Here is a 24,872-nt window from a genome sequence, read left to right as displayed (position 1 = left end):
AATGATTTATTTTTCCAAGTCCTATCTGACAAAGCGCTTCCGGCTTATGGACAGAGGTCGGAAGAATGTGCTCAAATCAACGGAAGGCATGACGATGAAAGTATCGATACGGATCAAATTCTTCATCATCCTCCTGGCTTTCAGCCTGGGGCCGTTGCTCCTGTCCCGTTCTATCCTGAGCAGGCAGGCAGGGAGACTGACGGCAACCATTTCCGGCAATGCAAGAGATGAATTGCTGGATATCGTCAGTGCCGAGTTGGAGCACAATGCCATGTCTCTGCTCAAGATTCTGGAACTGAGCGGTGAAACCATGAGCATCGGCGTCAGAATGCTGGCTCTGGAAGTCGAGCACCAGTTCAGTCATGGGCAAAAGGGCGGAACGACCAAGTCCTATCGTGTCGGTGATTTTGAAACAGCATCGGATGCGCCGCCAGATCTGAGCGTGGGAAAGTCCTATCAGACACGAACGGTGTCGGGCAAGACTCGCCCATTTCCTTTCAGTCTCGAATTTCCTGCTTTTAAACTGCCGCCCCCTGAAGAGCATCACGCTTTCGGACCTGATGAGGATGCTCTCAAAAGAGTCGTCCCTACCATGAAGCAGCTTTATGCTGAATTGACTGACAATTCGCAGTGGTTCAACATAGGCTTGGAGTCGGGAGTGTTCATGACATATCCTGGGCACGGGCACTTCCCCATGCAGTATGATCACCGGGAGCAGCAATGGTACAGGCGAACCCGCCATTCCATCGGAGAGGTCTCCTGGACGGCTCCGGGCGTGGATCCCTCAACCCGCCGGGCCATTGCCTCGGTCAGTTATCCTATACGAGATCGGCATGGCGCATTTCTTGGCGCGGCATCCATCGATGTGCCTGTCTCCCATCTCATTACCGACGCCACGCTCAAATCCCGGTGGAGTGACGAGATCATGTCTTTCATGGTCATCAGATATCCCGGAGATACCGTTGCCAATGATGGACTGCTCATTATCGCCCAGCAGTCGTATGACGACGGGGGGCGGAGACACTGGATGTCCGGCATCGAACCGGAATGGATGCAGTCTGACGATCCCGAGGCTTTTGGCCGGTTGCTGGTGGCCATGAATGAATCCGAAAGCGGCGTCATGCAGTTACCCTACAAGGGAAGGCCGTGCATGTGGGCGTTTGCCAGTAATCCGGATTTGAGTTTTCTGCTCATCGCTCCCAAATCGGTCATTGCCGAGTTGCCTGATCAGGTGGCCGGGTCCATGGAATTTCTTTTCGGGAGAATACGTAATATCTCCGCTTTCATCTCAGGCATCATGCTTATCATAACAGGGATTATGGCCTGGCTCGGTTCTCGGGCCGTCACCAAACCCCTGTTGCTGATGGCCGATGCGGTCAAACGTCTGGCCGGTGGGGATTTCTCGGCTCGTGTGACCATGAAGATGGGGGATGAACGGGATGAACTTGTGGATTCCCTCAATGAAATGGGACCCAAGCTTCAGGAGAGGCTGCATCTGCGCCGGGACATGCATCTCGCCAGGGGGGTCCAGAAACTCTTGCTCCCCCAGACAGAACCGGTCATTGCGGGGTATGACATTTCAGGAGGAATCTCCTACTGTGAACAGACTGGCGGGGACTACTATGATTTCATTGAAGTTGCCAGTCCTTCGGGCCGCGCCATGGGGGTCGTTCTGGGTGATGTCTCCGGCCACGGCGTGCCCTCGGCTCTGGTCATGGCGACCGCCAGGGGGCAGTTGCACTCACTCTCCCAGGTGCTGCTTACGCCACGCGAACGGGTGGAGGCCATCAATACTTTTTTGAGCCGGGATCTGGACGGGACAGGACGCTTCCTGACGCTTTTTTATCTCCGTCTCATCGAAGGGTCTCCCAATATCCGGTGGGTCCGGGCAGGGCATGAGCCTGCCATCCGTTATACTCCGTCCTCCGATCATTTCTCCACGCTGGCCGGGGATGGCCTGGCCCTGGGAGTTCTGGAGGGATTTGTGTTTCAGGACTATCAGGCAACCTTGAGCACCGGTGAAGTCCTGGTACTGGCCACGGACGGAGTCTGGGAGGCTCGGGATGCCAAGGGTGAGATGTTTGGCAAACAGAGAATGCTTGCCATCATCCGGCAGAATGCGCATAAGAGTTCCGAAGAGATACGGCTGGCTCTCATGACGGCCGTGGGGACTCATCATGGCAAGAGACAGGAAGATGACATAGCTGTCGTCGTTATCAAGAAGGACTGAACCGTGGCTGACACCGTCATATCGTTTCAGATGACCAACAGGATAAACTGCTTTGAGTGTTTTCAACCCAAAGTGGAGGCCTTTGGCGCGGCGCATGGTCTGTCGGCCAAGGTGGTTTTCCATCTGACTCTCTGCCTCGACGAACTGGTCACCAATATCATCAGTTACGGGTATACCGATTTTGATGATCATCCCATTGATGTCACCGTGTCGTTGGAGGGTGAAGAAATTATCATACGGATCGAAGACGATGCCGAGCCTTTCAATATCCTTGAGGCACCGGAGCCGGAATTGAGTTTGCCGCTGGAAAAGCGCGCCCGGCCTGTCGGTGGCATGGGGATTCATTTGGTCAAGAATCTCATGAATAAAATCAAATATACAAGAGAGAACGGCAAGAATGTGCTTGTTCTCAAGAAAACACTTTGTGAAGGGTGCTGCCCGCATGGGTAGCTGCTCATAGGGAGGGTATCGTGGCAATGATTGAATCAAGCGAAAACGGCATCACCATTCTGTCCATCGAGGGAAATCTCGATGCCGACGGGACACAGGCCATGGAAGAAAAAGTCATCGGCTTGCTGGAAAATGGCGAGACCCGCCTGCTTTTTGATTTTTCCGGATTGGATTACATTAACAGCTCCGGTCTGCGGGTGCTTGTTCTTGCCTACCAGCGGCTCAAAAAGGCCTCGGGCAAGGTGGCCATCTGTGGTATCAAGGACTATATTCAGGAAGTTTTTGAAGTCTCTGGGTACGACAAAATATTCCCCCTGTATCCGAACAAGGTGGATGCTCTCGCCAGCATGTAAGTTGGTGGTTCCGAACCGCTCTTGGCGGGAAAGTGTGCTGACTCTTTTTCGCCAGAGCGTGGCTGGGATGTGGGACCAACCGTCCAGCCTTTGGGGTACTGTTCAGGGAGTCAGTGTCCTTTCATTTTTCAAAAGAGCCTTTTTCCGCTCAATCCCCCAATAATAGCCGGTCAATGCCCCGTTTTTTCCCACGACGCGGTGGCATGGTATGACCACAGCCAGTCGATTCCGGGCGCAGGCTCCGGCAACGGCCCTGGCTGATTTCGGGCAGTCGAGGGCCTCGGCCACATCGCTGTATGTTCGTGTTTCCCCGGCCGGGATGGTCCGCAGCTCCAGCCAGACGCGCTGCTGAAATGCGGTTCCCTGAATATCCAGAGGCAAGGGGAATTCGCCAATTGGCTGTTTGATGAAGTCAGCGAGCGCACCGGCCTGTTCGATCATCGAAGCATCTCCGGCCCGGATTTCCGCTTTGGGAAACCGTGCAGCCAAGCTCAGATTCAGCGCGGACTCGGATTCTCCGAATTCAACGGCACACAATCCATGTTCAGTCGCAGCCATCATGACAAGACCGAGAAAGGATTCGGTTAGGACGGAGTGGATAAGCATCTCTTTTCTCCTTGCGTTATAGGTTGCTGATCGTTGTCCCTGCCGCAGGATGCGCGGATCAAGAGAGTCTTTTCATTTTGCATTAAATTTTCCTTCACAGGAAGGACTTCTCTTCCCCAAACTGGAATTGTCTGTTCCCTTGCTTCGTTTGAAGAGTTTATGGGTATTCTCTGTTTATATCAGGATGCGTGGACTTCAAGCAGCTCTTTCCAGACTGTCGTGTATCGTGGAGACCGGTGGTTTCGGCGCATGTGCCAGCTTCCGTTCAAGCCGGATGCCGCGAATTTGACGGTATCCTGTCCCCACCGGGCATTCATGGCGTCCACAGCCTGCATCAGCGGTTCATGTCGGGAGCCACTCTCGGGCGGCAGGTCCAGAAGATTGAGCCATCGACCGTTGACCGGCTCCAGTCCTGAGAGCATGACACCACATTTCTTGAAGGTATACCCTTTGCGGTAAATTCGTTTCAAACCGGAGTGGGCGGCCTTGATCAAGGTGGGTGTGTGGGAGGTGGCTATGAGCAATGGGACCTGTGCTGCATTGGAGTACTGTGGATGACCACGTTTGAATGTATTGGTTTGCAGAAAGAAGTGAACGTGGGAAGTTACTGCCTGCTGACGGCGAAGCCTTTCGGCAGCGCGGGTGGTGTATTGCGCCGCAGCTTCAAGCAGGTCTTCATACCGAGTGACCGGGTGGCCGAAGGAGCGGGAAGAGACAATGGTTTTCTTGGCCACTGGTCCGGTTGCAAAGTCAAGGCAGGGCATGCCTCGTAGTTCCAGCAGGGTATGCAGGCCGGTGACGGTCATTTTCTTTTTCACCCAGTCCCGTTTCTGGGAGCGGAAAACATGGGCATTGGAGACGCCAAGGGAGCGCAGTCGTTTGGCATGGCGAGGACCGATGCCCCAGACATCACCTATTTCCGTGGATTTGAGCACCAGATCAGGGGCAGGGCTGGCAGTGAGATCAAAGACCCCTTGGCATCGGGGATGTTTTTTGGCGAATCGATTGGCGAGTTTGGCCAGGGTTTTGGTAGCGCCTATACCGATGGAAATGGGGATACCGGTCCATGCCTCCACCGTGGCCTTGAGTCTGCGGGCAAAGGTCATGGTCCCTCCGGGAATTCCTGAGAAGTCGGCGAAAGCCTCATCGATGGAGTAGATTTCCACATTGGAACAGAATCTGGCGAGTATGCGCATGACGCGTGCGGACAGGTCTCCATACAGGGCGTAATTGGAGGAAAAAACAGCGACCCCGTGGTGCTCAAGCAAGGTCTTGCATTTGAAGTACGGCGTGCCCATAACAACGCCTAACGATTTTGCCTCGTTGGACCGGGCAATGACGCAGCCATCATTGTTGGAAAGGACCACAACGGGACGGTGGCGCAATTCCGGGCGGAAGGCACGCTCGCAGGAGGCGTAGAAATTGTTGCAGTCGATCAGGGCAAAGGCACTCATGGGGGAACCTGCTTTGGTGGGTTGAAGATCGGGAATGACGAGGACAGCGACTATAATTTGTGAATAACGTGGCGCACGACACCCCAGACCTCGAATTCCATATCTCGAGTCAGTGGAATGGAAGGGTAGTCGGGATTTTCCGGCATCAGTTCCATGCCCTTTTCTGATCGCATGAGTCGCTTGACCGTGAATTCCCCATCCAGATGGGCGATGATAACATTGCCGGGGTGCGGTCTCTGGGATCGGTCCACTACCAGGATATCGTCATGGTGAATGCCTGCGCCGATCATGGAATCTCCGGAGACACGGACAAAGAAGGTTGCTTCAGGGCGTGGGGCGACAAATTCATTGAGATCCAGGGATTTCTCCAGGTATTCTTCGGCAGGAGATGGAAATCCGGCAGGGACGGACTCCCCTAACAGGGGCAGCACATGCTCTGCCCTGGTAGGACGTTTGATTTCCGCGACCCAGTGGGGTTGCGATGAACGGGGCGGCTTTGGCCCAGTGTTTATGGTCATTGGTTCCTCATTGATGTCAATCTTGATAAAACATAAATGGGAGAATATGCGATTTTTGTCAACTGGAATAAAACAAAAAAGCTGTCTCACTCAACATGTCTTTGTGGTGTGCAACTGATCTCAGAAGAGACGAAAACCTACGGTTCGCTTGCTTTTCCAAACTAATTCATGCAGTTTTTCCAAATCGAGAAACCGGCCTTGAGACGGCCGATACACTGTCTATCCTTGGGAGGTAGAGATGAAACGTCGTGATTTTCTGAGCAAGGCCGCTCTTGCCGGACTTGCTGGTGGAACCGCGTTGCTGGCCGGTTGCCAGGACGAAGGGACCTCCACTAATCAGGCCGTCGCCCCCGCGCAGGTCAAAAAAAATATCACCTGGAAGATGGTCACTACGTGGCCGCCCAAGCTTCCCATTCTGCAGACCGGGGCAGAGCTTTATGCCCGGCGTGTTGAGGAAATGACCGACGGTCGTATGAAGATTCAGGTGTATGCTGCCAATGAACTGGTCCCCGGTCTCGGTGTTTTTGATGCCGTTTCTTCCGGTACTGCCGAATGCGGTTCCGGGTCTGCGTATTATTGGGCGGGCAAGGACCCTGCATGTCAGTGGTTCTCTGCTGTTCCCTTCGGCCTGAATGCGCAGGGGTTGAATGCCTGGTTCTATTCCGGCGGCGGGCTTGAATTATGGGATGAAGTCTATGGTCAGTTCAATCTGATTGGTCGTCCCATGGGGAATACCGGTGTGCAGATGGGAGGGTGGTTCAATAAGGAAATCAATACCATCGACGACTTCAAAGGGTTGAAAATGCGTATCCCCGGTTTGGGCGGCAAGGTCATTGCCAAAGCTGGCGGCACCGTGGTCCTGTTGGCCGGTGGCGAAATCTTTACTTCTTTGGAGCGTGGTGTCATCGATGCCACTGAATGGGTGGGACCGCTTCACGATTTGCGTATGGGGTTCTATCAGGCGGCCAAATACTACTATTACCCAGGATGGCACGAGGCCGGAAGTTGCCTGGACGTCATGTTCAACAAGGACAAGTTCATGGCCCTGCCCAAGGATATTCAGATGGTCATGAAGATGGCTGCGGCCGCCATGAATCAGGAAACCCTGTGTCAGTTCGAGGCGCTCAATGGTGCGGCATTGGAAGAACTGGTCACCAAGCACAAGGTCAAGCTCAAACGTTTCCCCCCCGAGGTTCTGGTCAAGCTGCGTGGTATGGCGCGAGAAGTGTTGGCCGAGGAAGCTGCCAAGTCTCCTCTGGCAACCAAGGTCGCCGCCGGTTTCGATGCGTTCCAGAAACAATGGGGAACCTGGGCTGATGTTTCCTCCCGTGCCTACTTTGATACCATTGCCGAGAGGTATGTGGATGCTGGCTAGGCTTTTCAAATAATTTCGAATGAATGATGAGGCGTGCAGAGGGGATTCCCTGTGCGCCTCATCATGTCTTGAAGCCCTCGATTACGATGTGGGCGTGGGAAAAGGGATCAGGTGGTCACGGACACGGAACGTGAGGCTCATGGTCCCTTTTCCCACGCCCAGGCTCCATGTTGCCGTGAAAATCAATAAAGCGGGAACTGCCTTTGTTGTGTGGGCATTCAAACCTCTTCTTTCACTTGAGGCTGTCGAGAGCCTCTTTTTTTTGCTCCTGTTTACGAAAAAGAGTGAACAGTGTATGGGCAAAAGAGCATCCCATTGTCGGCTGCATGAAATACGGGGAGGACATATGAAACGGATTTCAAGTGTTTTTCTGGCTTCGTTGTGCATGGTCCTGGTTGTCGGAAGCGCGGCTGTTGCTGCGGAGACTCCGGCTTCGACCGGGGGGTATGCGGAAGGCGTGATCAGGGTTCTGGGCAATCTTCTTGTTTTGTCAGTTGTTTTTGAGGTCGCCTATAATGTCCTGTTCGATTGGCGCTGGTTCCTTGCCCGCTATGACGGTAAGGGGGTCAAGCGTCCTTTGGTGCTGATCGGTGCCCTTTGTTTCACCTTCGGGGTGGATATTGATTTCATGCAGAAGCTCTTGGCAGTTATGGACTATTTGCCGGAAACATATGGCACGACCATTCCGGGTAAGGTGATCACGGCGATGCTGCTAACCGGGGGGAGTAGTGGTGTCCTGGAAATATTTTCCAAACTCGGTATCCGCAATCAGGAGGAGGCCAAGAAGAAGGCAGAGCGTGCCCGGCGAGAATTGACGGAAAGTCAACAGGCTCAAGTGTAAAACTCCGGGTATCGTGAAAAGGAATTCATACATATTGACCCCATGCCGTAAAATGATGATAAGACGGGAGAATAGTAGCTCTATAGAAGGGGACACAATGAAACGTATTTTTCTCGCGGTGACCATTGTCATGAATCTGGTTTTGGCTGGATCGACAGCCTTCGCACAAGTGCCTGAATTGCGGGGGACATGGCGTGGCTCCACCCGGATTCAGACTCTGGAAACAGTTGTGGAGAGCACCTGTGCCCTTGTCATCAATGTTCAGAATGGGAACACGTTTACCGGCTACAAACTGTATTTCAACAAGTGGAAAGTGTTAGTCAGGGAACCTTTGGTGGGGTTGTATGAGAACGGGAAGATTTATATCGCCGAACATGAAAATGAAAATGGGTTCGGGGCTCTGACCGGCAAACAAAGCATGACAATCACCTATCTGGATCACAGCGCTTCGCCGCGGGTCCAGGTTTGTACTCTGGAGCGACTCCATTTCACGACCGGCTTCGTGGAGATAGATAAGGATGGGGATCGGGAGATTGTCAGTGCCGAAATCATTAATCATTATCCGCTTAATGCTGAACGCATCATAGGTGAGGCCGATGCAGATCACGATGGCAAACTCACCATGAAAGAGTGGGAAAAATGGAAAAATGCCAATGATTGGGAGTAGAAGCCCCGTACCTTTTCTTCTCGGAAAGGAGGTATAATCTTATCATAGAGGTTGAACTTAACGACTTATCAGTGCTACGGTGTGTTTTAATGACATTTATTCAATAATAAAACGTGAGGTTTACTGTGAAACAATTGATTTTTGCCCTCTCCATTTGTCTGACTTTCGGCGTTACCGCAGCCTTTGCCGACGGTGGAGCCGATCTTTATGCCAAACGTTGTTCCAAGTGTCATGGTGCTGACGGGTCCAAGGCTTCCGGTGCTTCCGGAGGAACCATGCTCAAGGGATTGTCTGTCGATGCGGCCAAAGGCAAACTCATGGGATACAGGGATGGCACTTACGGTGGAGCCAAAAAGAAGATTATGATGCGTCTGACCAGTAAATTCAGTGACCAGGAAATCGCTGAATTGGCTGAAGTCATAGGTGGATTTTAAGCCATGCGTCGGCTCGGCATATTGCTCCTGGGGACGGCCTTCGCGGTCGTCCTCATGGTCGCGCCCGGAATGGCTGCACAGGACACGGAGTCAGGACATGACATAGCTGTCGAAGGCGGACATGCTGCCATGAAGGAGATGGCTACGACCGCAGATGCCGAGAAAAACATGGATCAGAGTACTCCGAATCATGATGCCATGACTCATGATGAGATGAATCATGAAGGCATGACCCACGATGAGATGACGCCTGAAACAACGGGGCAGGTTGATAAGGAAGAGCAGCATATGGATCATGAAAACATGGACGCTGCCGCCATGGAAGAACATGACCATGAAGCCATGATGGAAAAGGCGGATGCTTCTGTCGGGATCGAGGAAAAGCTTGGCAATATCATTGCTGATGTGAATTTCACCAATTCCAAAGGAGAGTCGGTCAATCTTCGTGAGCTGACCAAGTCCGTCCCGACCATTCTCATCCCCATCTATTATCGATGCCCGGATGTCTGCAATATTCTCCAAGGCTCCTTCGCCCAGATTCTGCCTGATGTGGCACTGAAGCCCGGAGAGGAAATTCAGGTCGTCTCCATAACCTTCGATCCTCGGGAAAACCACATGGATGCGGCTCGGGCCAAAAAGACCTATCTCGCTGCCGCTCAGGGGAAATTTCCTGCCAAGGATTGGACCTTTCTCGCTTCCGACGGGGATGCAGCCTCAATCGACAAGTGGCTTGACTCCATCGGCTATACGGTCAAGCGCGAGGGGGGACTGTATGCCCACCCCGTGGCTGTCGTGGCCATTGCCCCTGGCGGCAAGGTGGTCCGCTATCTCTATGGTTCGTCATTCCTGCCCTTCGATATCACCATGGCAGGAACCGAAGCCGCGACAGGCAAGGTCGGACTTTCCATCAAGCGCATGTTGTCGTTCTGCTACAATTATGATCCCCAGGGGCGGCGGTACGTCTTTTCCATATTGCGTGTTTCCGGTTTCGCCATTGTCGGGTTCGTGGGCTTCTTCATCCTGTACCTCGTCCTGTCCGGACGGAAGCACAGAAAACAAAAGGCAAAGTAAATGGCTGACGCTGCTGTAGAAAAAGGGTTCTTTGCATCCAAGGGCGGCTCCTTGATCATGGAGTGGCTCTTTACCATCGATCACAAACGCATCGGCATGCTCTATCTGTGGTGCATCCTTCTGTTCTTCATCATCGGGGTTTTTCTGGGGCTGGCCATCAGGCTGGAGTTATTCACGCCCGGACGAACGATCATGGGACCACAAGCATATAACGGGATTTTTACCCTCCATGGGGTGATCATGATTTTTCTTGTGGTCATCCCGTCAATCCCGGCGGCATTTGGCAACATTTTTCTCCCGCTTCAGCTTGGGGCGGAGGATGTGGCTTTCCCGCGTTTGAACATCTTCTCTTTCTGGCTGTACATCATTGGCGGAGCCGTGGCGCTGATCTCCCTGTTCACAGGAGGCGGCCCGCCAGATACCGGGTGGACGTTTTATGTTCCGTTCTCTGCGGTTTCCACCACGAATGTTTCAGTGGCCGTAGCAGGAGTTTTCATCCTCGGCTTTTCTTCCATTCTGACCGGTCTGAATTTCATCGTCACCATACACCGGATGCGCGCCCCGGGATTGACCTGGTTGCGGTTGCCCCTTTTCCCCTGGGCTTTGTACGCCACGGCATGGATTCAGGTGTTGGCAACGCCCATTCTCTCCATCACGGTGCTGCTCATCGCCGTGGAGCGCTTGCTGGGCATGGGGATATTCGATCCCGCGAGGGGAGGCGATCCCATCCTGTACCAGCACCTGTTTTGGATTTATTCCCACCCGGCCGTTTACATCATGATTCTGCCCGCCATGGGGGTTGTCTCGGACATCATTCCGGTCTTTTGCCGCAAACCGATCTTTGGTTACAAGACCATTCTCGGCTCTTCAATGGCCATTGCCTTTGCAGGGTCTCTGGTCTGGGCGCATCATATGTTTGTTTCGGGAATGTCTGATACGGCCGTGATGATCTTTTCCTTCCTGACGTTTGTCGTTGCAGTGCCGTCGGCGGTCAAGGTCTTCAATTGGCTTTCCACGATGTATAAAGGCTCCATCCGTCCCGAGCCGCCTCTTATCTACGCGCTGGGTTTTATCTTTCTTTTCGCCATGGGGGGGATCACCGGGCTGGTGCTCGGCAGTGCCGGAACAGACATGCATGTCCACGACACCTATTTCGTGGTCGGCCATTTCCACTATGTCATGTTCGGCGGCACAGGCATGGGCCTTTTCGCCAGCATGCACTACTGGTTTCCAAAGATTTATGGACGTATGTACAATAAGAAACAGGCCACATGGGCTGCGCTTATTCTGGTGGTTGGCATCAATGGGCTCTACTTCCCGATGTACCTTCTGGGATTGGCCGGTATGCCCCGTCGTTACTATGACTACCTGCCGCAGTATACGACGTTGCATCAGCTCTCAACGTATGGCTCATGGATCACGTTTGTCGGACTTGCCCTGATGATATGGAATCTGTGGCACAGCCGCAAACATGGGAGGCCTATCGGGAAAAATCCCTGGGGTGCGGCCACGCTCGAGTGGACACTGCCCTCGCCGCCGCCTACGCACAACTTTGATGAGGAACCGGTGGTCACCCATGGTCCCTATCATTACGAAGGTGTTATCATAGAAGAGGAGGTCTCCCATGAGTGAGCATCCCAGTGATTACACCGGGGCGAAAATGGGCATGTGGCTCTTCCTGTTTACGGAGGTGATTCTTTTCGGCGGTCTGTTTGTTCTCTATGCAGTGACGCTTCAGCGGTATCCGGCAGAGTTTCATGAGGCCAGTAAGCTTCTCAGTCTGACCATGGGCACTGTGAATACCATTGTCCTGATCACTTCGAGTCTATTTGCCGTGCTTGCTGTCACTGCGCTGCAAAAGGCTGATATCAGGAAGGCCAAGCTTTTCCTTCTTCTCACCATTCTGCTGGCCGCAGTGTTTCTCGTGGACAAATACTTTGAATGGGGGGCCAAAATCCATCACGGCATCTATCCGGGCGGTGAGGAAATGGCCAGTTTCAAACCGGGTATGCAGGCTTTTTTCAACCTCTATTATCTTATGACCGGGTTGCACGGTCTTCATATCGTCATTGGTATGTCCGTGCTTGGGTGGGTCTACTGGCTGATAGAGAAGGGAAAATGCACGCCTGAGCATTTTGTCGCCCTCGAAAATGGTGGGCTTTACTGGCATTTGGTTGATCTTATCTGGATTTATCTCTTTCCGTTGTACTACCTGATAGCCTGAGCCGGGGAGGCCGAACATGAGTAACGATAGTGCACATAGCGACCATCATGGTCCCGGTTACACGCTCTTTGTCATTGTCTGGGGAGCCTTGCTCGTCTGCACGGCATTGACGGTTTATGCTGCGGAAATCGATCTCGGTTTTCTTAACGTGGCCCTGGCCCTTTCCATTGCCACGACAAAGGCTGCGCTGGTGACGTTTTTTTTCATGCATCTCAAGTACGAAAATCTGACCTTCAAACTGATGGTTCTGGCGTGCTTTGTCATTCTCGCCATTTTCATAGGATTGACGTTTTTCGACACAGTCTACAGGCCGGTGGGGTAGCGCATGTATCCACAGATCTTTTCCGCTGCGAGTGAAGTCGACAGGGCTTTTCTGATCATCCTCGGCTTTGCCGTATTCATCCTGATTCTCGTAACCGTGGTCATGCTCTGGTTTCTTTATCGGTACCATTACAAGAAAAATCCGGACGCTGCCCAGATCAAAGGGAATGTCTGGGCAGAAATTATCTGGATGGGGTTGCCGACCGTGATTGTCCTCGGTCTGTTCTGGACTGGGTGGACTTCCTTCAAAGCCATGCGGACCATCCCGGAAGGGGCGATGGTCGTCAAAGCAGAAGGGCGGATGTGGTCGTGGAAGTTTACCTATGAGAACGGGAAAACCAGCCCTGAACTCTATATTCCGATTGATACTCCGATCAAACTGGAACTTTCGGCACGGGATGTGATCCATTCCTTTTATGTCCCTGCCATGCGTGTGAAGTGGGATATGGTTCCGGGTATGGATACTGATGCCTGGATTCAATCGGATTCGTTGGGAGAATATGATATTTTTTGCGCTGAATATTGTGGTTTGAAACACTCCGACATGATCACCCTGCTCCATGTTCAGACGGCCGAGGACTTTCAGGCGTGGCTTGATTCCTCTCCGGCTGATCCCGAGGGGAAGCCTCGGGGATTGTCACTCATGGAAGAGTACGGGTGTTTTGATTGTCACGCCATGGACGGGACCGATGATGTTGCTCCGCCTCTCAATGACATAGCTGGAAAGGACAGGGTTGTCGTCCTCGCGAACGGAACGAAGAAGACCGTCAAGGCAGATTATGATTATCTGCGCGCGGCCATCCTGACTCCCGGAGTTGAGATGGTGGACGGGTGGGGCGACGAAATGCCGCCCTATGAAGGCGACTTGAGTGAAGACGACGTCAAGGCGATCGTCAACTACATGTTGGGCAAGGACGAATCCGGTGCGCCTCTGACTGTCGCTCCTCATCCAGGACAGCAAATGGCCGAGGCCGAGGGGTGTTTGTCGTGCCACTCCACCGACGGCACGGAAACCGAACGCGCCCCGAGTTTCAAGGGATTGTTCGGTGCCACGATCAAGGTGTCCCGTTTCGGAAAGAGTACAACCGTGGTCGCTGATGACATGTATCTTCAGCAATCCATTGTCGCCCCCTCCAAGTGGGTGAGTGATGGCTATGAGGATTCCATGCCGCCGTATGATGATTTGGATGAGGAAACCGTGGCAGGCCTTGTTTCCTTTATCAAATCCTTGGGGAAAGAAGCTCAATGATATGAGAGAAATGCTTGATCTGTTTCGTCCCCGTGTCAGCTTGGCTGTGGCCGGGGGCGCGATGTTCGGGGCCTTCTATTATGGTCCTCCCCATGATGGTATGGGGCTTGTCTCAGCCTTTGGTGCCGGAGTGCTTTGTGCGGGGTGCTCGGCTCTTAATCAGGTTCAGGAGCGCCGTCGCGACAGGCTGATGCTCAGAACGCGGAATCGCCCTGTTGCATCAGGACATGTCTCTCCGAGGACCGGACTGCTGCTTTCTCTGCTTCTTTTTCAGGTCGGTCTGGTTCTGTTCTTCGTTGCCGGAGGGTGGACCTTGCTTGGCTTGGGGGTGAGTGTGCCGATTATTTACAATGGACTGTATACTCCGCTCAAGCCGAAGACTCCCATGGCTTTGTTGGTAGGGGCCGTGAGTGGAGCCTTGCCTCCATTAACGGGATGGGTCGGTGCCGGGGGCTCTCTCGTTGATCCGACCATTTTAGGGGTCACTATGATTTTCTATCTTTGGCAGGTACCCCATTTCTGGCTTTTGCACGAGAAACATCGCGAGGACTATGAGCGTGCCGGATTTGCTACTCTGCACAGCCGTCTTTCCGAAGGGATGTACCGCCCCATGCTCGCGCTCTGGGTTGCCGCGTATTTTCTCGGGCTTGGTTGTCTGGTCGCCATGGCCGGTATGGCGGCCTGGAATTGGCTTGTCCCCCCAGTGATTGTACTCGGTGGGGGCTGGGCTTTGATGTCCGTCCTCGGCAATCATCGGCAACGGGCGGCAACGGCCGTGTATGCTTCATTGCCATTCACTCTTGCTGCCTTGTTAATACAGTCTTATTGAGAGGAAGGTTTTCCTGATATGTTGATGTGGATTCATCCTGCGATTCAGTCTATTGCCATGATTCTTGCCGTTTATGTCCTTTTTATGGGGCTGCAACGATTTCGTTTTCAGCACCTCAAAGTCAAGTCCGCTTTCAATTGGAAACGACATGTTCTCCTTGGAAAGGTCGTGCACGGTATTTGGCTCATAGGGTGCGCCCTTGGGCTTTTCATGGCTTGGTATGCCTGGGGAAGTATCGATCTTACGGAAGGGCATTTCCTGGTCGGCGTGCTTATGGTGCCGATGATTCTCATTGCCTTGGTCTCAGGGCTTGTTTTGGAAAAACCCAAGGGTAAACGCGCCGGGTTGGCCTTGCTGCATGGAGTATGCAATCTGCTTCTTTTTTGCATGGCCTGCTATCAGGCGTGGACAGCGGTTGAAGTCATTCAGATTTTCCTTCTTCCATAAAAAAGATATGCCCCGGAGGAAGCAAGGGGCTTCCCATATCCGTTGACGAATGAACAGAATCCCCCGGAAACAGTTGTTTCTGGGGGATCTTTTCAGAGTAACTCTTGTTTTAACCGAAGGCGAGAATAGGATTCCCAAGGGGAGAGCCTCTGAGCCGTCGGAGATAAAATGGCCTGACAATTCCACCGCTGGCGGTTTCCCCTTCTGGATTTTCACCGTGGAGAGAAAACGTCCTGGAAAGCAGGAGGAAATTCTTGCAATCTGCCCTGAGGGGCGTTTTTATCGAGTCGTTGACCCATCCCTTGTGGAAGAAGGGTGATCCTCGAAGAAATCTGGGATTCTCCTTGAGCAAGGAGAATCCCTTTTTTGAGGATTGAATGGTGAAAACGCCTAAGCGTGGTCAGTTCTCCAAAGTGATGATTTTTGAAATCAAAGAGTCTCTGGGGTGCCGATTAGTTTCCGAAGACCACTTTTGGGAGCCATGTTGCCATGGCCGGAAACGCAACGACAAGCCCGAGACCGATGACCTGAAGCAGGACAAACGGAATGATCCCCTTGTAAATCTGTCCGGTTTTGACGTGGGGCGGAGAGACTCCCTTTAGGTAGAAGAGCGAGAATCCGAATGGGGGCGTCATGAACGAAGTTTGCAGGTTTACCGCGAACAGAATGGCAAACCAGAGAGGGTCAAACCCGAAGTCCGCCATGATCGGAGCGAGAACCGGGATGTGAATGAAGGTTATTTCTATGAAGTCGAGGAAGAAGCCAATGACAAATATGATGGACATGACAATGAACATAACCGTCCATTTGCCGAAAGCGAGGTGGGTAATGTAGTCGCGTATGACCGTGTCACCGCCAAGTCCTCGAAAGACGAGACCAAAGGCTCCGGCACCCACGAGTATGGTGAACACCATGCAGGTGAGTACCATGGTGGAGTTCATGGTTTCCCGGAGCCGTTTGAAGGTAAATCGTCCGTTGAGGATGGATAAGACTATGGCTCCGGCAGCGCCCACGGCAGCGGCCTCGGTTGGAGATGCGACCCCGGCAAAGATAGAGCCGAGGACGCAGGTCATGAGCAGAAGCGGCGGGACCAGGGCTTTGAGAACACGGCTCCAAAGCCCGGCGGCTTTGATGGCAGCCCATTCCTCATCGGGTATTGTCGGTGCGCAGGATTTGTTCAGGCGTGAGTAGATAATGATATAGATGATATACAGTCCTACCAGCACCATGCCGGGAATGACTGCGCCCATGAACAAGTTGCCCACGGAAACGCCAATGATATCACCGAGCAGGACGAGAACGATCGATGGCGGGATAATTTGCCCCAGCGTGCCAGAAGCCGCGATGACTCCGGTGGCCAGCTCTGTTTGGTAGCCTCGCCGCAGCATGGTGGGCAAAGAGATAAGCCCCATGGTCACGACAGTCGCGCCGACGATGCCGGTGGATGCTCCAAGCAGCATGCCTACAATGACGACGGAGACGGCCAATCCTCCGCACATGCGGCCAAAAAGCAGAGCCATGGTTTCCAGGAGATCCTCTGCCAACCCCGATCGTTCAAGCATGACCCCCATGAAGACGAACAGGGGGACAGCTATGAGCGTGAAGTTGTTCATGGTGCCCCAGATTCGTAAAGGCAGCAGGTTGAAAAAATCCCAGCCAAAGCCGATGACACCGAAGACGAGTGATGTGCCGAGCAGGGTGAAAGCCACTGGAAAACCGAGCATCAGGAGGACGGTCAGCACGGCAAACATGATTAATGGGAGGGCTTCCATCATTTAAATACCCTCCACCCTGGGAGTTTTCCCTTTGTAGGGTCTGCCCATGATTTCGAGGAAGGATTTGATCCCCATGGACACGCCTTGCAGCATGACCAGGACGAATCCGAAAGGAATGAAGAATTTCAGCACATACCGGGCAGGAAGACCACCGGGGTTGGGAGAGCCTTCATTGACGTGAAGGGACATTTCAAAGAATTGCCATGAGGTCTTGATGACAAGGTAGCAACCGGGCAGGAGAAAAAGAAGAACGCCCAGCAGGTTGATCCAGGCCCGGCCTTTTCGTGAAAGGCGTTGATAAAAGACATCCACCCTGACATGGCCATCCACCATGAGGGTATAACCTGCGCCGATGAGAAACAAGACGCCGAAGAGATGCCATTCGAGTTCCTGGACAGCGATAAAAGTGATGTTGAAGGCATACCGCATGATGACATCGGTGGTCACTACAAGAACCATGAGCAGGGATATGTATCCCGCTAAAGTGCCGACCCAGGTGTTGAGCCGGTCTATGTATCGGACGATACAGTTGAGAATTTTCATGGAAAACATCCTTGAAAGGAAAAGAGCCACGGGAAGTCGGCTTCCCAGAAATATGAAAACACCGGAGGCGGTGGTGTGCAGTGTGGAGTCTCGACGGCTTGTCGCGCACGTCCTCCACTCTCCCCGAAAGGGTTATGCAACCTAGCAAAAGTCGATTTGATTGTAAAAAACAAACAGCGATCGGGCGTATGGTTGAGGGTCGGTTTGGAGTCGTTGGGAAAATGTCCCTAGGGCGAGAAGGAGAAAGCTTGTCCGGGGGACAGGCATGGTTTGTGTTCCCCGTCTCATTTTGCACCCAGAGGATGTGTTGCGGAAGCTGTCGCAAAGTGTGGGAAATGGAAACGCCCGACCAAGTGGCCGGGCGTTCTTTTTACAAATGTGCAGTCTTTGCCTAGTAGTGGATATCCTCTTCCGTGACAGGGGTGCCGAAGGTCTTGTACGCCCAGACCTGGTAGCAGATGATGGTAGGGACAAAGACCAGGGCCACGCCGAGCATGATCTGCAGGGTCAGCGGGCTGGAAGCCGAGTTCATGATAGTCAGACTGTGCGCCGGATTGGGATTGGAGGGGATAATCGCCGGGAATATACCGGCGATACCGAAGAGCGCGGTTCCGCCGATGTACAGGCAGGATGCGCCCCATGCCATCCAGTATTTCTTGGCTCCGAGATATGTCCGCATTAGAACCAGGCCAGCCACGGGCAGAGCCAGGACAACAAAGAGTATCGGGTAGAGGAAGTAATTGTTGAAGAGCTGTGTTGCCACGGCCGTGAAGGCCAGGAAAAGCACAGTCAAAACAACTTCTATCGGCCAAATGCGGGCGGCAAGGGTTTCGGCGCGGGCCTGGAGTTCTCCTGTGGCCCGAACGCAGAGCCAAAGCGCTCCATGCATCACGAAGATGACGACGAACAGAAGTCCTCCCGCCAATCCATAGGGATTGAGCAGTCCAAAGAGCCCCGCTTGGCTGAAGCCGGTTTCATTCAGCGGGAGTCCCTGGAAAATGTTGCCAAAGGCGACACCGAGCAGGAGAGCAGGCAGGAATGATCCGGCAACATGACAGGTGTCCCAAACTTTTTTCCAGCTGTCACTCTCAACCTTGGAACGGAACTCAAAAGAGACACCGCGCAGGATGAGCGCGAAGAGCAGCAGCATAAGTGCCGTGTAAAGGCCGCTAAACATCTGGGCGTACGCATAGGGGAAGGCGGCAAAGGTGACGCCTCCGGCCGCGATGAGCCAGACTTCATTGCCGTCCCAGAAAGGACCAGTCGCGTTGTACATCACGCGTTTTTCCATTTCGTTTCTGGCCAGGAACGGGAGCAGTGTGCCCACTCCCAGATCAAAGCCGTCGAGTATGAAGTACACGGCCCACAGTACACCCCAGAGGATGAACCAGATCATGGCCAGATAATAGTGCCAGGAGCCAACTTCCATGAAAGTATCCATCAGATCTTCTCCTTGTGTTTTCCTAGCCTCAGGTTAGACCTGGATGGGGCTGTGGTCTTCGGGGCCTTTCTTGGCGAGACGAATCATGAGCCAGATACCTGCCGCGCCAAGCAGTGTGTAAATAGCGCACATCAGGACGAGGGAGAAGGTCACTTCTCCGGTGCCGACAGGAGAGACGGCATCTGCTGTTCGCATCAAGCCGTAGACAATCCATGGCTGGCGACCGACTTCGGCCAGAGTCCAGCCTGCCCATATCGCAATGTACGGAGCAGGAATGAAGTATGGCAGAATCTTCAGATACAGGGGGAACTTCTCAAGCCTGTTTCGCATGACCCAGCCGAACAGAGCCAGGATGGGCATGATGGTTCCGATGCCGACCATGATGCGGAAGGCAAGGAAGGTGATAGTCACAGGGGGCCGATCTTCCTTGGGAATATCATTAAGCCCTTTCACTTCGGCGTTGAAGTCGTTGTAGGCAAGGAAGCTCAGGACACCGGGAATGGGCAGCGCTTCAAGGACATTGCCATCTTCACCCGGTATGACGAGCAGGTTGATCGGTGCATTGGTCTGGGTTTCCCAGTGAGATTCCATGGCAGCAAGCTTGGCCGGTTGTTTCAAGGCCATGTTGTTGCCGTGAATATGGCCTTCAACCGCCACGAAGACGGAAAAGATCAGCGCGACCGTGCATCCCATGGTGAAGGACTTCTTGAAAAACGTTTCATTGCTCTTCCGTAGCAGGTGCCATGCCGCAATGCCCATGATGAAGAAACCGGCCAGACACAGGGAGGCCGGGACCACATGGAAGAACTCCAGCCATGCCCATTTGTTGGTAATGACTTCGATGAAATCGGTCAGTTCGGCGCGTCCGTTTCGCAGTACAAAGCCTTTGGGGTCCTGCATGAACCCATTGGCAATGAGAATCCAAACTGCAGAGAGGTTGGAAGCGATGGCTACCAGCCATGCGGTGATGGCGTGGGCTTTGGGAGAGAGCTTCTCCCAGCCAAAGTGCCAGACACCAATAAACGTTGACTCAAGAAAAAATGCGGCTGTGGCTTCAATAGCCAGGAGTGACCCGAAAATATCGCCCACATAGGCGGAGTAGCGGGACCAGTTGGTGCCGAATTGAAACTCCAGAGTAATGCCGGTGACGATACCGAGAGCAAAATTGACAAGGAAGATTTTTCCCCAGAATTTCGCCATTTTTCGGTACACTTCGTTTCCTGTGCGGACGTAAGCTGTTTCCATGCAGGCGATCAGCACGGACATGCCCAGCGTCAGCGGCACGAAAATGAAATGGAACATGGTGGCTGCGGCAAATTGCAGCCTGGAAAGCATTAGCACATCCATACAAACCCCCTTGCGGATAGAGCTGTTATAAAACCTCTGCTGAAATATTCAGAAAAGTTCAACAGTGGTCGCAAATTACCCAAGTTTTTCAATAAAATCAAGAACAATTATCATTCCTGTTAAAGAGCTTATGAGGCCTCCGGCTCATTTTTCATGTTGAGTGGTTGTCCTGTGGACTCCAGGACAGCTCGCCAGTAGTTGGAGCAGAGGTTGATCCTTTTTTTCCCTTGAGTCACGAGTTCCATGGGGATGTGAACATATTTTCCGTTCCAGCGTGAGATGACCAATCCGGTCCGTCCGGACATGCCCGCATGAACAGCATTGATACCGAGGAATGAACAGTAAATACGATCATTGGCATTGGCCGGGACTGACCTGATGATGTAGCTCGGATCAATATATTTCAGATTTGGCGTGATGTCCTTGTCCTGGAAGTGCCGGAGAATATGTCTCCGCAGCAGGGTGGCGACGTCACTGAGGCAGACATTGCCGGAAGGGTCTGTCTCTTCAGAAACTTCCAGTAGATCCTGCCCCGCGCCTTCAGCCATGACAATGACAGCGTTGCCTCGCTCGCGCATTCGTTTTTCCAAAGCGGCAAGAAACCCGTTTTTCCCTTCAATGTCGAAGGGATCTTCGGGGATCAAAACAAAATTAACCTCTTGGCAGGACAGGGCGGACTGGGCGGCGATGAATCCTGCATGGCGACCCATGACCTTGACCAGCCCTATGCCCCATGGTGCCCCCATGGCTTCTATATGCGCGCCTTTGATCGCGGTGGCGGCTGTCTCCACTGCGGTATCGAACCCAAAGGAGGGCGAAGCGAAATTAATGTCATTGTCAATGGTTTTGGGAAGCCCGACAACGGAGATGGCAAGGTGGCGGTCGGAGATTTCAGCAACCACTTTGCTGGCCGCGCGCATGGTTCCATCTCCACCGATCATGAAAAGGATGGACACGTTCAGGCGTTCCAGAGCATCCACGATTTCTTCGGTGCTTTGTGGCCCGCGAGAGCTCCCAAGGATCGTGCCACCGAATTCATGGATCCGGCTGACGTGATCCGGTGTCAATTCCACCACATCATATTCGTATTGGGGAATGAAGCCAGCCAGTCCGTATCGAATACCGAGTACGGAAGAAACATTGTACTGGTGGTGGGCGGTCATGACAATAGCCCTGATAACGTCATTGAGGCCAGGGCACAGCCCGCCGCAGGTTACGATGGCAACCTTGGTTTTGCTCGGGTCAAAGTAGACCCGACTTCGGGGACCGGCGGGTTCGAAGTAAGTATGTTCAGGAGCTTTTTTGCTCTGTCGATTCTTTTCCACATTGCGTTTGGAGATATTGACCAGGACTGCGTCGTCTTCGGAGACAAATCTGCCGAAGCTGATCGGGTTCTTGATTTTGGCTTTGCCGACGACCGGGATGTCGGTTTTGCTCGGGATCACGGTTTCGTCAGTGCAGGTCTTCATTCTTTGATTCCTCGGTCCTGTAGGTGAAATTGGTGTCCCCATTGTTATCCGTGTTTTCTCTTTGGTGCAATTTATAAATGCGTTTTTTCACTTCGTTACGTGATTTTTAGGTCAGATAGAAGCATCTATTCCCTTGCAGAGCGTGGGACGGGTGAGTACCGTGACTCCATGTTTTTCCCCATACAATTCCCCCTTGCCTGTCTGGTTGTTCTGCCTCTCCTCTTCTCAAGCGTTTTTGCCTCTGCCCAGGAAAACCTTCTTCCTATCGTCTATGAGGACTATCCTCCTTATGAATATAGGGAAAATGGAAAAGACAAGGGCATGAACCTTGATCTGATCAGTGAGGCTTTCAGACGAATGGGCAAAACCCCTCTTTTTGAGCCTCGCCCCTGGAAGCGGGCGTTGTTTGAGTTGAAAAATGGTGACATTTTGGCTCTTTCTTCGGGGTTCAGAACTCCCAGGCGGGAAAAAATCATCTTTTTCCCGGATGAACCGCTGGCGATGGAAACCAATGTCGTCGTTGTTCCGGCTGATTCAGAGTTGACCGTGACATGCCTTGCTGATCTTCAGGGATTACGTGTGGGAATTGTCCGTGATTATATCTACGGTCACGGGATAGACGAAATGAAAGGGTTTCACCGCATTGAAGCCAATTCCAGCCACCAGCTTGTGCGGATGCTCGCCAACAGGCGCATGGATGCGGCTGTGGGAAACAAGGCGGTGCTTCGGCATATTGCGAAAAAAAACGGGATGCTGGAACATATCCGGTTCACATATGAAATAGGCTGCGACCCCCTGTACCTTATGTTCTCGCGGTCTCGGGGTGAGGAAGCGAAAATATTGGCCCGCGATTTCGGTGTCGCCATTCGGGAAATGCACCAGGACGGGACATTCAAGGCGATCATTGATCGCTATTGATCGTGGGTCATCTTTTTTTCGTCTTGACGTGGCCGTTCAAATTCCTATCTTTGGTGGCAGATGATTACACGGAGGGAAGCCTGACATGACCAGTCAGATAAAAACTGTCTTGTTGTTGAGCCTGTTGACCGGATTGCTCATGTTCCTTGGAGGGGCAATGGGTGGCCGTGCGGGCCTGCTTCTGGCCTTTGGTTTTGCCATGCTCATGAATGTGGGCAGTTATTGGTATTCGGATAAGATCGTCCTCAAGATGTACAATGCCCGAGAGTTATCTCCGGGGGACGCACCCCACATTCACCGGGTCGTCGAGGAAATGTCCAGGGCCGCGGGAATACCTAAGCCTCGCCTTGTCCTCGTTCCTCAGGACGCCCCTAATGCTTTTGCGACTGGGCGTAATCCTGAAAATGCCGTGGTCGCCGTGACCAGAGGGATCGTCAATATTCTCAATCCCGATGAACTGCGCGGTGTCCTTGGTCATGAACTCGGGCATATCGCCAACCGTGATATTCTCATTCAGACAGTGGCGGCCGTGTTGGCTGGAACCATTGTCTTCCTTGCCAATATCATGCAGTGGACCACTCTTTTCGGCATTGGACGGGATGATGATGAAGGGGGAAACCCTTTTGCAGCCCTGGCCATGGCTTTTCTCGCTCCTGTGGCTGCCGGATTGATTCAGATGGCAATCTCACGATCCCGTGAATATCTTGCCGATGATACGGGAGCGCGCCTTTCCGGTAACCCCCTGGACCTTGCGAATGCTTTGGGTAAACTCGACTCCGCCAGCCAACAGATTCCCATGAAGGGAAATCCCGCTACGGAGAATCTGTTTATCGTCAACCCATTTCGGGGAAAAGGCGCGGCTTCGCTTTTTGCCACACATCCGCCCATTGAAGATCGTATTGCCCGTTTACGTGCTATGGCCGGGGAGAACCGTTAGGATGCAGCGCAGTCATTTTTTTGCAATTTTCCTCGCGGTTCTGCTCATGGCTTCTCCGGCTTTGGCCAATCATAGGCGAACACCTGTTGTTGTCGCTGTGCAAGCCGTCAGTCCGTCGGTTGTCAATATCACCGTGGTCAAGACGAGCCAGGGGCGAAGCCATTCTCCCTTTGGCGATCCCTTTTTCGATCAGTTTTTCAAGAACTTTTATGGACAGCAGCCCCGTCAGTCTCAGTCTTTGGGATCTGGGGTCATCATAGACGGAGCAAAAGCGCTGGTCTTGACCAATGCCCATGTTGTTGCCAACGGCAGCACGATTACAGTGCGTCTTAATGACGGCAGGGAGTACAAGGCCGCACTGGTCGGCGCGGACCCTGATTTCGATCTTGCGGTCCTCAAGCTTGAGGATGCGAAAAATCTGCCGCAGGTCGCCATGGGGGATTCGGATGATATCTACATCGGCGAGACGGTCATCGCCATAGGCAACCCGTTCGGGTATTCCCACACCGTGACCACGGGCGTGGTTTCGGCCTTGAACCGGCCCATGAAGATCAACAGCGGGGCATTCGGCTCCTTCATTCAGACAGACGCGGCTATTAATCCCGGCAATTCGGGTGGACCGCTGCTCAATATTGAAGGGCAACTTATCGGTATCAATACGGCAATTCAGGCTAGAGCCGAGGGAATCGGATTCGCCATTCCGGTGAACAAGGCAAAATTCGTGGTCGATGAGTTGCTTCACTCCGGCCATGTCTCACCCATCTGGCTCGGGCTTTTCGGTCAGGACATAGATCAGGCCACGGCGCGTTATTTCAATCTCAAGAGTGTGCACGGAATGCTGGTGGCAGAGGCGTATCCAGACACCCCTGCTGCGCGGGCCGGACTCAAACCAGGGGACATCGTCCTTGCTTTCAACAAGCGAAAAGTGACCGGTAAGGATGATTTCCTGACGCAGCTGTTCGGCACCACCAAGCGGGAGACTGTGACCTTGACGGTTCAGCATGATGGCAAGTCAAGACAGTTGACGCTCAAACCGCAAGTTCTGGACAAGGGGATGGCGCTCAATCTGGTACGGACCCGATGGGGATTTGAGTTGGCTGATGCCAAGAGCGGGTCCGGTGCTGAAGTCACAACAGTGGTTCCCGGCAGTCCGGCCGACAAGCTTGGATTGAAACCCGGCGACATCATTCATCAGATCGGAAACAAACGCTTGGGAGCGGGTATCGACCTGCTCAATGCTTTTTTGCGTAACAGGATGCAGAGGACCGTGATGATGCGTGTCCAGCGTGATAACGGGTTGTACCATGTGCGGCTGACATTGTGACCTGTCAATCCATCGGGGGCTACTCGTCAACTCAGGGAGGTGTCCCATA

General features: G+C 53.1%; 25 protein-coding genes. 17 read left to right on the top strand and 8 right to left on the bottom strand.

What is annotated here, in order from left to right:
• Positions 1-88: 88 nt before the first annotated feature.
• The 3 genes from BN4_RS09575 to BN4_RS09565 are packed head-to-tail and all read left to right on the top strand — an operon-like array spanning position 89 to position 3,033.
• On the top strand, positions 89-2,230 hold the full coding sequence (locus BN4_RS09575) for a SpoIIE family protein phosphatase (RefSeq protein WP_231856526.1): 2,142 nt from the start codon (positions 89-91) through the stop codon (positions 2,228-2,230).
• Positions 2,231-2,233: 3 nt separating this feature from the next.
• A complete protein-coding gene (locus tag BN4_RS09570) occupies positions 2,234-2,680 on the top strand; it encodes an ATP-binding protein (RefSeq protein WP_015415187.1) in 447 nt (148 codons plus the stop codon).
• 26 nt (positions 2,681-2,706) lie between these two features.
• Entirely contained in the window at positions 2,707-3,033 is a 327-nt protein-coding gene (locus BN4_RS09565) for an STAS domain-containing protein (protein ID WP_231856619.1), read from the top strand.
• A gap of 102 nt (positions 3,034-3,135) precedes the next feature.
• Here BN4_RS09565 and BN4_RS09560 read toward each other — a convergent pair whose 3' ends face one another.
• The 3 genes from BN4_RS09560 to BN4_RS09550 all read right to left on the bottom strand — a co-directional run bounded on the left by BN4_RS09560 (position 3,136) and on the right by BN4_RS09550 (position 5,611).
• Positions 3,136-3,639: a methylated-DNA--[protein]-cysteine S-methyltransferase gene (locus BN4_RS09560; protein WP_015415185.1), complete on the bottom strand. Its 504-nt coding sequence runs from the start codon at positions 3,637-3,639 to the stop codon at positions 3,136-3,138.
• Between the two features lie 179 nt (positions 3,640-3,818).
• Entirely contained in the window at positions 3,819-5,093 is a 1,275-nt protein-coding gene (locus BN4_RS09555; protein ID WP_015415184.1) for a Y-family DNA polymerase, read from the bottom strand.
• Between the two features lie 50 nt (positions 5,094-5,143).
• Entirely contained in the window at positions 5,144-5,611 is a 468-nt protein-coding gene (locus tag BN4_RS09550) for a LexA family protein (protein ID WP_015415183.1), read from the bottom strand.
• 238 nt (positions 5,612-5,849) lie between these two features.
• On the opposite strand from BN4_RS09550, the gene BN4_RS09545 reads away from it, so the two are divergent.
• The 11 genes from BN4_RS09545 (at position 5,850) to BN4_RS09495 (ending at position 15,069) form a co-directional block, all read left to right on the top strand.
• The gene (locus tag BN4_RS09545; protein WP_015415182.1) at positions 5,850-6,986 is read left to right on the top strand and encodes a TRAP transporter substrate-binding protein; all 1,137 of its coding nucleotides are present in this window, start codon (positions 5,850-5,852) and stop codon (positions 6,984-6,986) included.
• A gap of 346 nt (positions 6,987-7,332) precedes the next feature.
• A complete protein-coding gene (locus BN4_RS17735; RefSeq protein ID WP_157871337.1) occupies positions 7,333-7,827 on the top strand; it encodes a hypothetical protein in 495 nt (164 codons plus the stop codon).
• 97 nt (positions 7,828-7,924) lie between these two features.
• On the top strand, positions 7,925-8,494 hold the full coding sequence (locus tag BN4_RS09535) for an EF-hand domain-containing protein (RefSeq protein WP_015415180.1): 570 nt from the start codon (positions 7,925-7,927) through the stop codon (positions 8,492-8,494).
• Between the two features lie 125 nt (positions 8,495-8,619).
• Positions 8,620-8,928 carry a c-type cytochrome gene (locus BN4_RS09530; RefSeq protein WP_015415179.1) on the top strand — a complete coding sequence of 103 codons (309 nt, stop codon included), beginning with the start codon at positions 8,620-8,622 and terminating at the stop codon, positions 8,926-8,928.
• A 3-nt stretch (positions 8,929-8,931) separates the two neighbouring features.
• Positions 8,932-9,999 carry an SCO family protein gene (locus BN4_RS09525; RefSeq protein WP_015415178.1) on the top strand — a complete coding sequence of 356 codons (1,068 nt, stop codon included), beginning with the start codon at positions 8,932-8,934 and terminating at the stop codon, positions 9,997-9,999.
• Positions 10,000-11,631 (top strand): cytochrome c oxidase subunit I, encoded by a 1,632-nt coding sequence (gene ctaD / locus BN4_RS09520; RefSeq protein WP_015415177.1) that lies wholly within the window; start codon positions 10,000-10,002, stop codon positions 11,629-11,631.
• The gene (locus BN4_RS09515) at positions 11,624-12,223 is read left to right on the top strand and encodes a cytochrome c oxidase subunit 3 family protein (RefSeq protein ID WP_015415176.1); all 600 of its coding nucleotides are present in this window, start codon (positions 11,624-11,626) and stop codon (positions 12,221-12,223) included. The genes ctaD and BN4_RS09515 overlap by 8 nt, the downstream gene beginning before the upstream one ends.
• Positions 12,224-12,239: 16 nt before the next feature.
• Positions 12,240-12,545, top strand: a complete 306-nt coding sequence (locus BN4_RS09510; protein ID WP_015415175.1) for a cytochrome C oxidase subunit IV family protein — start codon at positions 12,240-12,242, stop codon at positions 12,543-12,545.
• A gap of 3 nt (positions 12,546-12,548) precedes the next feature.
• Complete coding sequence (gene coxB, locus BN4_RS09505; protein ID WP_015415174.1) at positions 12,549-13,793, top strand: cytochrome c oxidase subunit II; 1,245 nt, start codon at positions 12,549-12,551, stop codon at positions 13,791-13,793.
• Between the two features lie 10 nt (positions 13,794-13,803).
• The gene (locus BN4_RS09500) at positions 13,804-14,622 is read left to right on the top strand and encodes a protoheme IX farnesyltransferase (RefSeq protein WP_231856525.1); all 819 of its coding nucleotides are present in this window, start codon (positions 13,804-13,806) and stop codon (positions 14,620-14,622) included.
• A gap of 18 nt (positions 14,623-14,640) precedes the next feature.
• Entirely contained in the window at positions 14,641-15,069 is a 429-nt protein-coding gene (locus tag BN4_RS09495) for a DUF4079 family protein (RefSeq protein ID WP_015415172.1), read from the top strand.
• 452 nt (positions 15,070-15,521) lie between these two features.
• Here BN4_RS09495 and BN4_RS09485 read toward each other — a convergent pair whose 3' ends face one another.
• The 5 genes from BN4_RS09485 to BN4_RS09465 all read right to left on the bottom strand — a co-directional run bounded on the left by BN4_RS09485 (position 15,522) and on the right by BN4_RS09465 (position 21,644).
• Entirely contained in the window at positions 15,522-16,844 is a 1,323-nt protein-coding gene (locus tag BN4_RS09485; RefSeq protein ID WP_015415170.1) for a TRAP transporter large permease, read from the bottom strand.
• On the bottom strand, positions 16,845-17,387 hold the full coding sequence (locus BN4_RS09480) for a TRAP transporter small permease subunit (protein ID WP_015415169.1): 543 nt from the start codon (positions 17,385-17,387) through the stop codon (positions 16,845-16,847). It abuts the gene before it with no gap.
• 391 nt (positions 17,388-17,778) lie between these two features.
• The gene (gene cydB, locus BN4_RS09475) at positions 17,779-18,828 is read right to left on the bottom strand and encodes a cytochrome d ubiquinol oxidase subunit II (protein ID WP_015415168.1); all 1,050 of its coding nucleotides are present in this window, start codon (positions 18,826-18,828) and stop codon (positions 17,779-17,781) included.
• Positions 18,829-18,861: 33 nt separating this feature from the next.
• Positions 18,862-20,175 carry a cytochrome ubiquinol oxidase subunit I gene (locus BN4_RS09470; protein ID WP_015415167.1) on the bottom strand — a complete coding sequence of 438 codons (1,314 nt, stop codon included), beginning with the start codon at positions 20,173-20,175 and terminating at the stop codon, positions 18,862-18,864.
• Between the two features lie 128 nt (positions 20,176-20,303).
• Complete coding sequence (locus BN4_RS09465; protein WP_015415166.1) at positions 20,304-21,644, bottom strand: ATP-dependent 6-phosphofructokinase; 1,341 nt, start codon at positions 21,642-21,644, stop codon at positions 20,304-20,306.
• 168 nt (positions 21,645-21,812) lie between these two features.
• Between BN4_RS09465 and BN4_RS09460 the strand changes: the two genes are divergently transcribed.
• The 3 genes from BN4_RS09460 (at position 21,813) to BN4_RS09450 (ending at position 24,823) form a co-directional block, all read left to right on the top strand.
• On the top strand, positions 21,813-22,562 hold the full coding sequence (locus BN4_RS09460; protein ID WP_157871335.1) for a substrate-binding periplasmic protein: 750 nt from the start codon (positions 21,813-21,815) through the stop codon (positions 22,560-22,562).
• Between the two features lie 85 nt (positions 22,563-22,647).
• Entirely contained in the window at positions 22,648-23,499 is an 852-nt protein-coding gene (locus tag BN4_RS09455; RefSeq protein WP_015415164.1) for a zinc metalloprotease HtpX, read from the top strand.
• Position 23,500: 1 nt separating this feature from the next.
• Positions 23,501-24,823 carry a trypsin-like peptidase domain-containing protein gene (locus BN4_RS09450; RefSeq protein WP_015415163.1) on the top strand — a complete coding sequence of 441 codons (1,323 nt, stop codon included), beginning with the start codon at positions 23,501-23,503 and terminating at the stop codon, positions 24,821-24,823.
• Positions 24,824-24,872 lie beyond the last annotated feature (49 nt).

It is taken from the genome of Pseudodesulfovibrio piezophilus C1TLV30 (assembly GCF_000341895.1).
In the GTDB taxonomy this organism is placed as follows: Bacteria; Desulfobacterota; Desulfovibrionia; order Desulfovibrionales; family Desulfovibrionaceae; genus Pseudodesulfovibrio; species Pseudodesulfovibrio piezophilus.
This window is presented reverse-complemented; position numbering and strand designations above follow the sequence as displayed.

Bases quoted from the DNA above. Each gene is read 5' to 3' on its own strand.
- BN4_RS17735 (WP_157871337.1), top strand. From the start codon at position 7,333: ATGAAACGGATTTCAAGTGTTTTTCTGGCTTCGTTGTGCATGGTCCTG.
- cydB (WP_015415168.1), bottom strand. From the start codon at position 18,828: ATGGATACTTTCATGGAAGTTGGCTCCTGGCACTATTATCTGGCCATG.
- BN4_RS09500 (WP_231856525.1), top strand. From the start codon at position 13,804: ATGCTTGATCTGTTTCGTCCCCGTGTCAGCTTGGCTGTGGCCGGGGGC.
- BN4_RS09575 (WP_231856526.1), top strand. From the start codon at position 89: ATGACGATGAAAGTATCGATACGGATCAAATTCTTCATCATCCTCCTG.
- BN4_RS09565 (WP_231856619.1), top strand. From the start codon at position 2,707: ATGATTGAATCAAGCGAAAACGGCATCACCATTCTGTCCATCGAGGGA.
- BN4_RS09550 (WP_015415183.1), bottom strand. From the start codon at position 5,611: ATGACCATAAACACTGGGCCAAAGCCGCCCCGTTCATCGCAACCCCAC.
- coxB (WP_015415174.1), top strand. From the start codon at position 12,549: ATGTATCCACAGATCTTTTCCGCTGCGAGTGAAGTCGACAGGGCTTTT.
- BN4_RS09515 (WP_015415176.1), top strand. From the start codon at position 11,624: ATGAGTGAGCATCCCAGTGATTACACCGGGGCGAAAATGGGCATGTGG.
- BN4_RS09535 (WP_015415180.1), top strand. From the start codon at position 7,925: ATGAAACGTATTTTTCTCGCGGTGACCATTGTCATGAATCTGGTTTTG.
- ctaD (WP_015415177.1), top strand. From the start codon at position 10,000: ATGGCTGACGCTGCTGTAGAAAAAGGGTTCTTTGCATCCAAGGGCGGC.
- BN4_RS09465 (WP_015415166.1), bottom strand. From the start codon at position 21,644: ATGAAGACCTGCACTGACGAAACCGTGATCCCGAGCAAAACCGACATC.
- BN4_RS09455 (WP_015415164.1), top strand. From the start codon at position 22,648: ATGACCAGTCAGATAAAAACTGTCTTGTTGTTGAGCCTGTTGACCGGA.
- BN4_RS09470 (WP_015415167.1), bottom strand. From the start codon at position 20,175: ATGGATGTGCTAATGCTTTCCAGGCTGCAATTTGCCGCAGCCACCATG.
- BN4_RS09495 (WP_015415172.1), top strand. From the start codon at position 14,641: ATGTTGATGTGGATTCATCCTGCGATTCAGTCTATTGCCATGATTCTT.
- BN4_RS09460 (WP_157871335.1), top strand. From the start codon at position 21,813: ATGTTTTTCCCCATACAATTCCCCCTTGCCTGTCTGGTTGTTCTGCCT.
- BN4_RS09525 (WP_015415178.1), top strand. From the start codon at position 8,932: ATGCGTCGGCTCGGCATATTGCTCCTGGGGACGGCCTTCGCGGTCGTC.
- BN4_RS09545 (WP_015415182.1), top strand. From the start codon at position 5,850: ATGAAACGTCGTGATTTTCTGAGCAAGGCCGCTCTTGCCGGACTTGCT.
- BN4_RS09450 (WP_015415163.1), top strand. From the start codon at position 23,501: ATGCAGCGCAGTCATTTTTTTGCAATTTTCCTCGCGGTTCTGCTCATG.
- BN4_RS09485 (WP_015415170.1), bottom strand. From the start codon at position 16,844: ATGATGGAAGCCCTCCCATTAATCATGTTTGCCGTGCTGACCGTCCTC.
- BN4_RS09480 (WP_015415169.1), bottom strand. From the start codon at position 17,387: ATGAAAATTCTCAACTGTATCGTCCGATACATAGACCGGCTCAACACC.
- BN4_RS09560 (WP_015415185.1), bottom strand. From the start codon at position 3,639: ATGCTTATCCACTCCGTCCTAACCGAATCCTTTCTCGGTCTTGTCATG.
- BN4_RS09510 (WP_015415175.1), top strand. From the start codon at position 12,240: ATGAGTAACGATAGTGCACATAGCGACCATCATGGTCCCGGTTACACG.
- BN4_RS09555 (WP_015415184.1), bottom strand. From the start codon at position 5,093: ATGAGTGCCTTTGCCCTGATCGACTGCAACAATTTCTACGCCTCCTGC.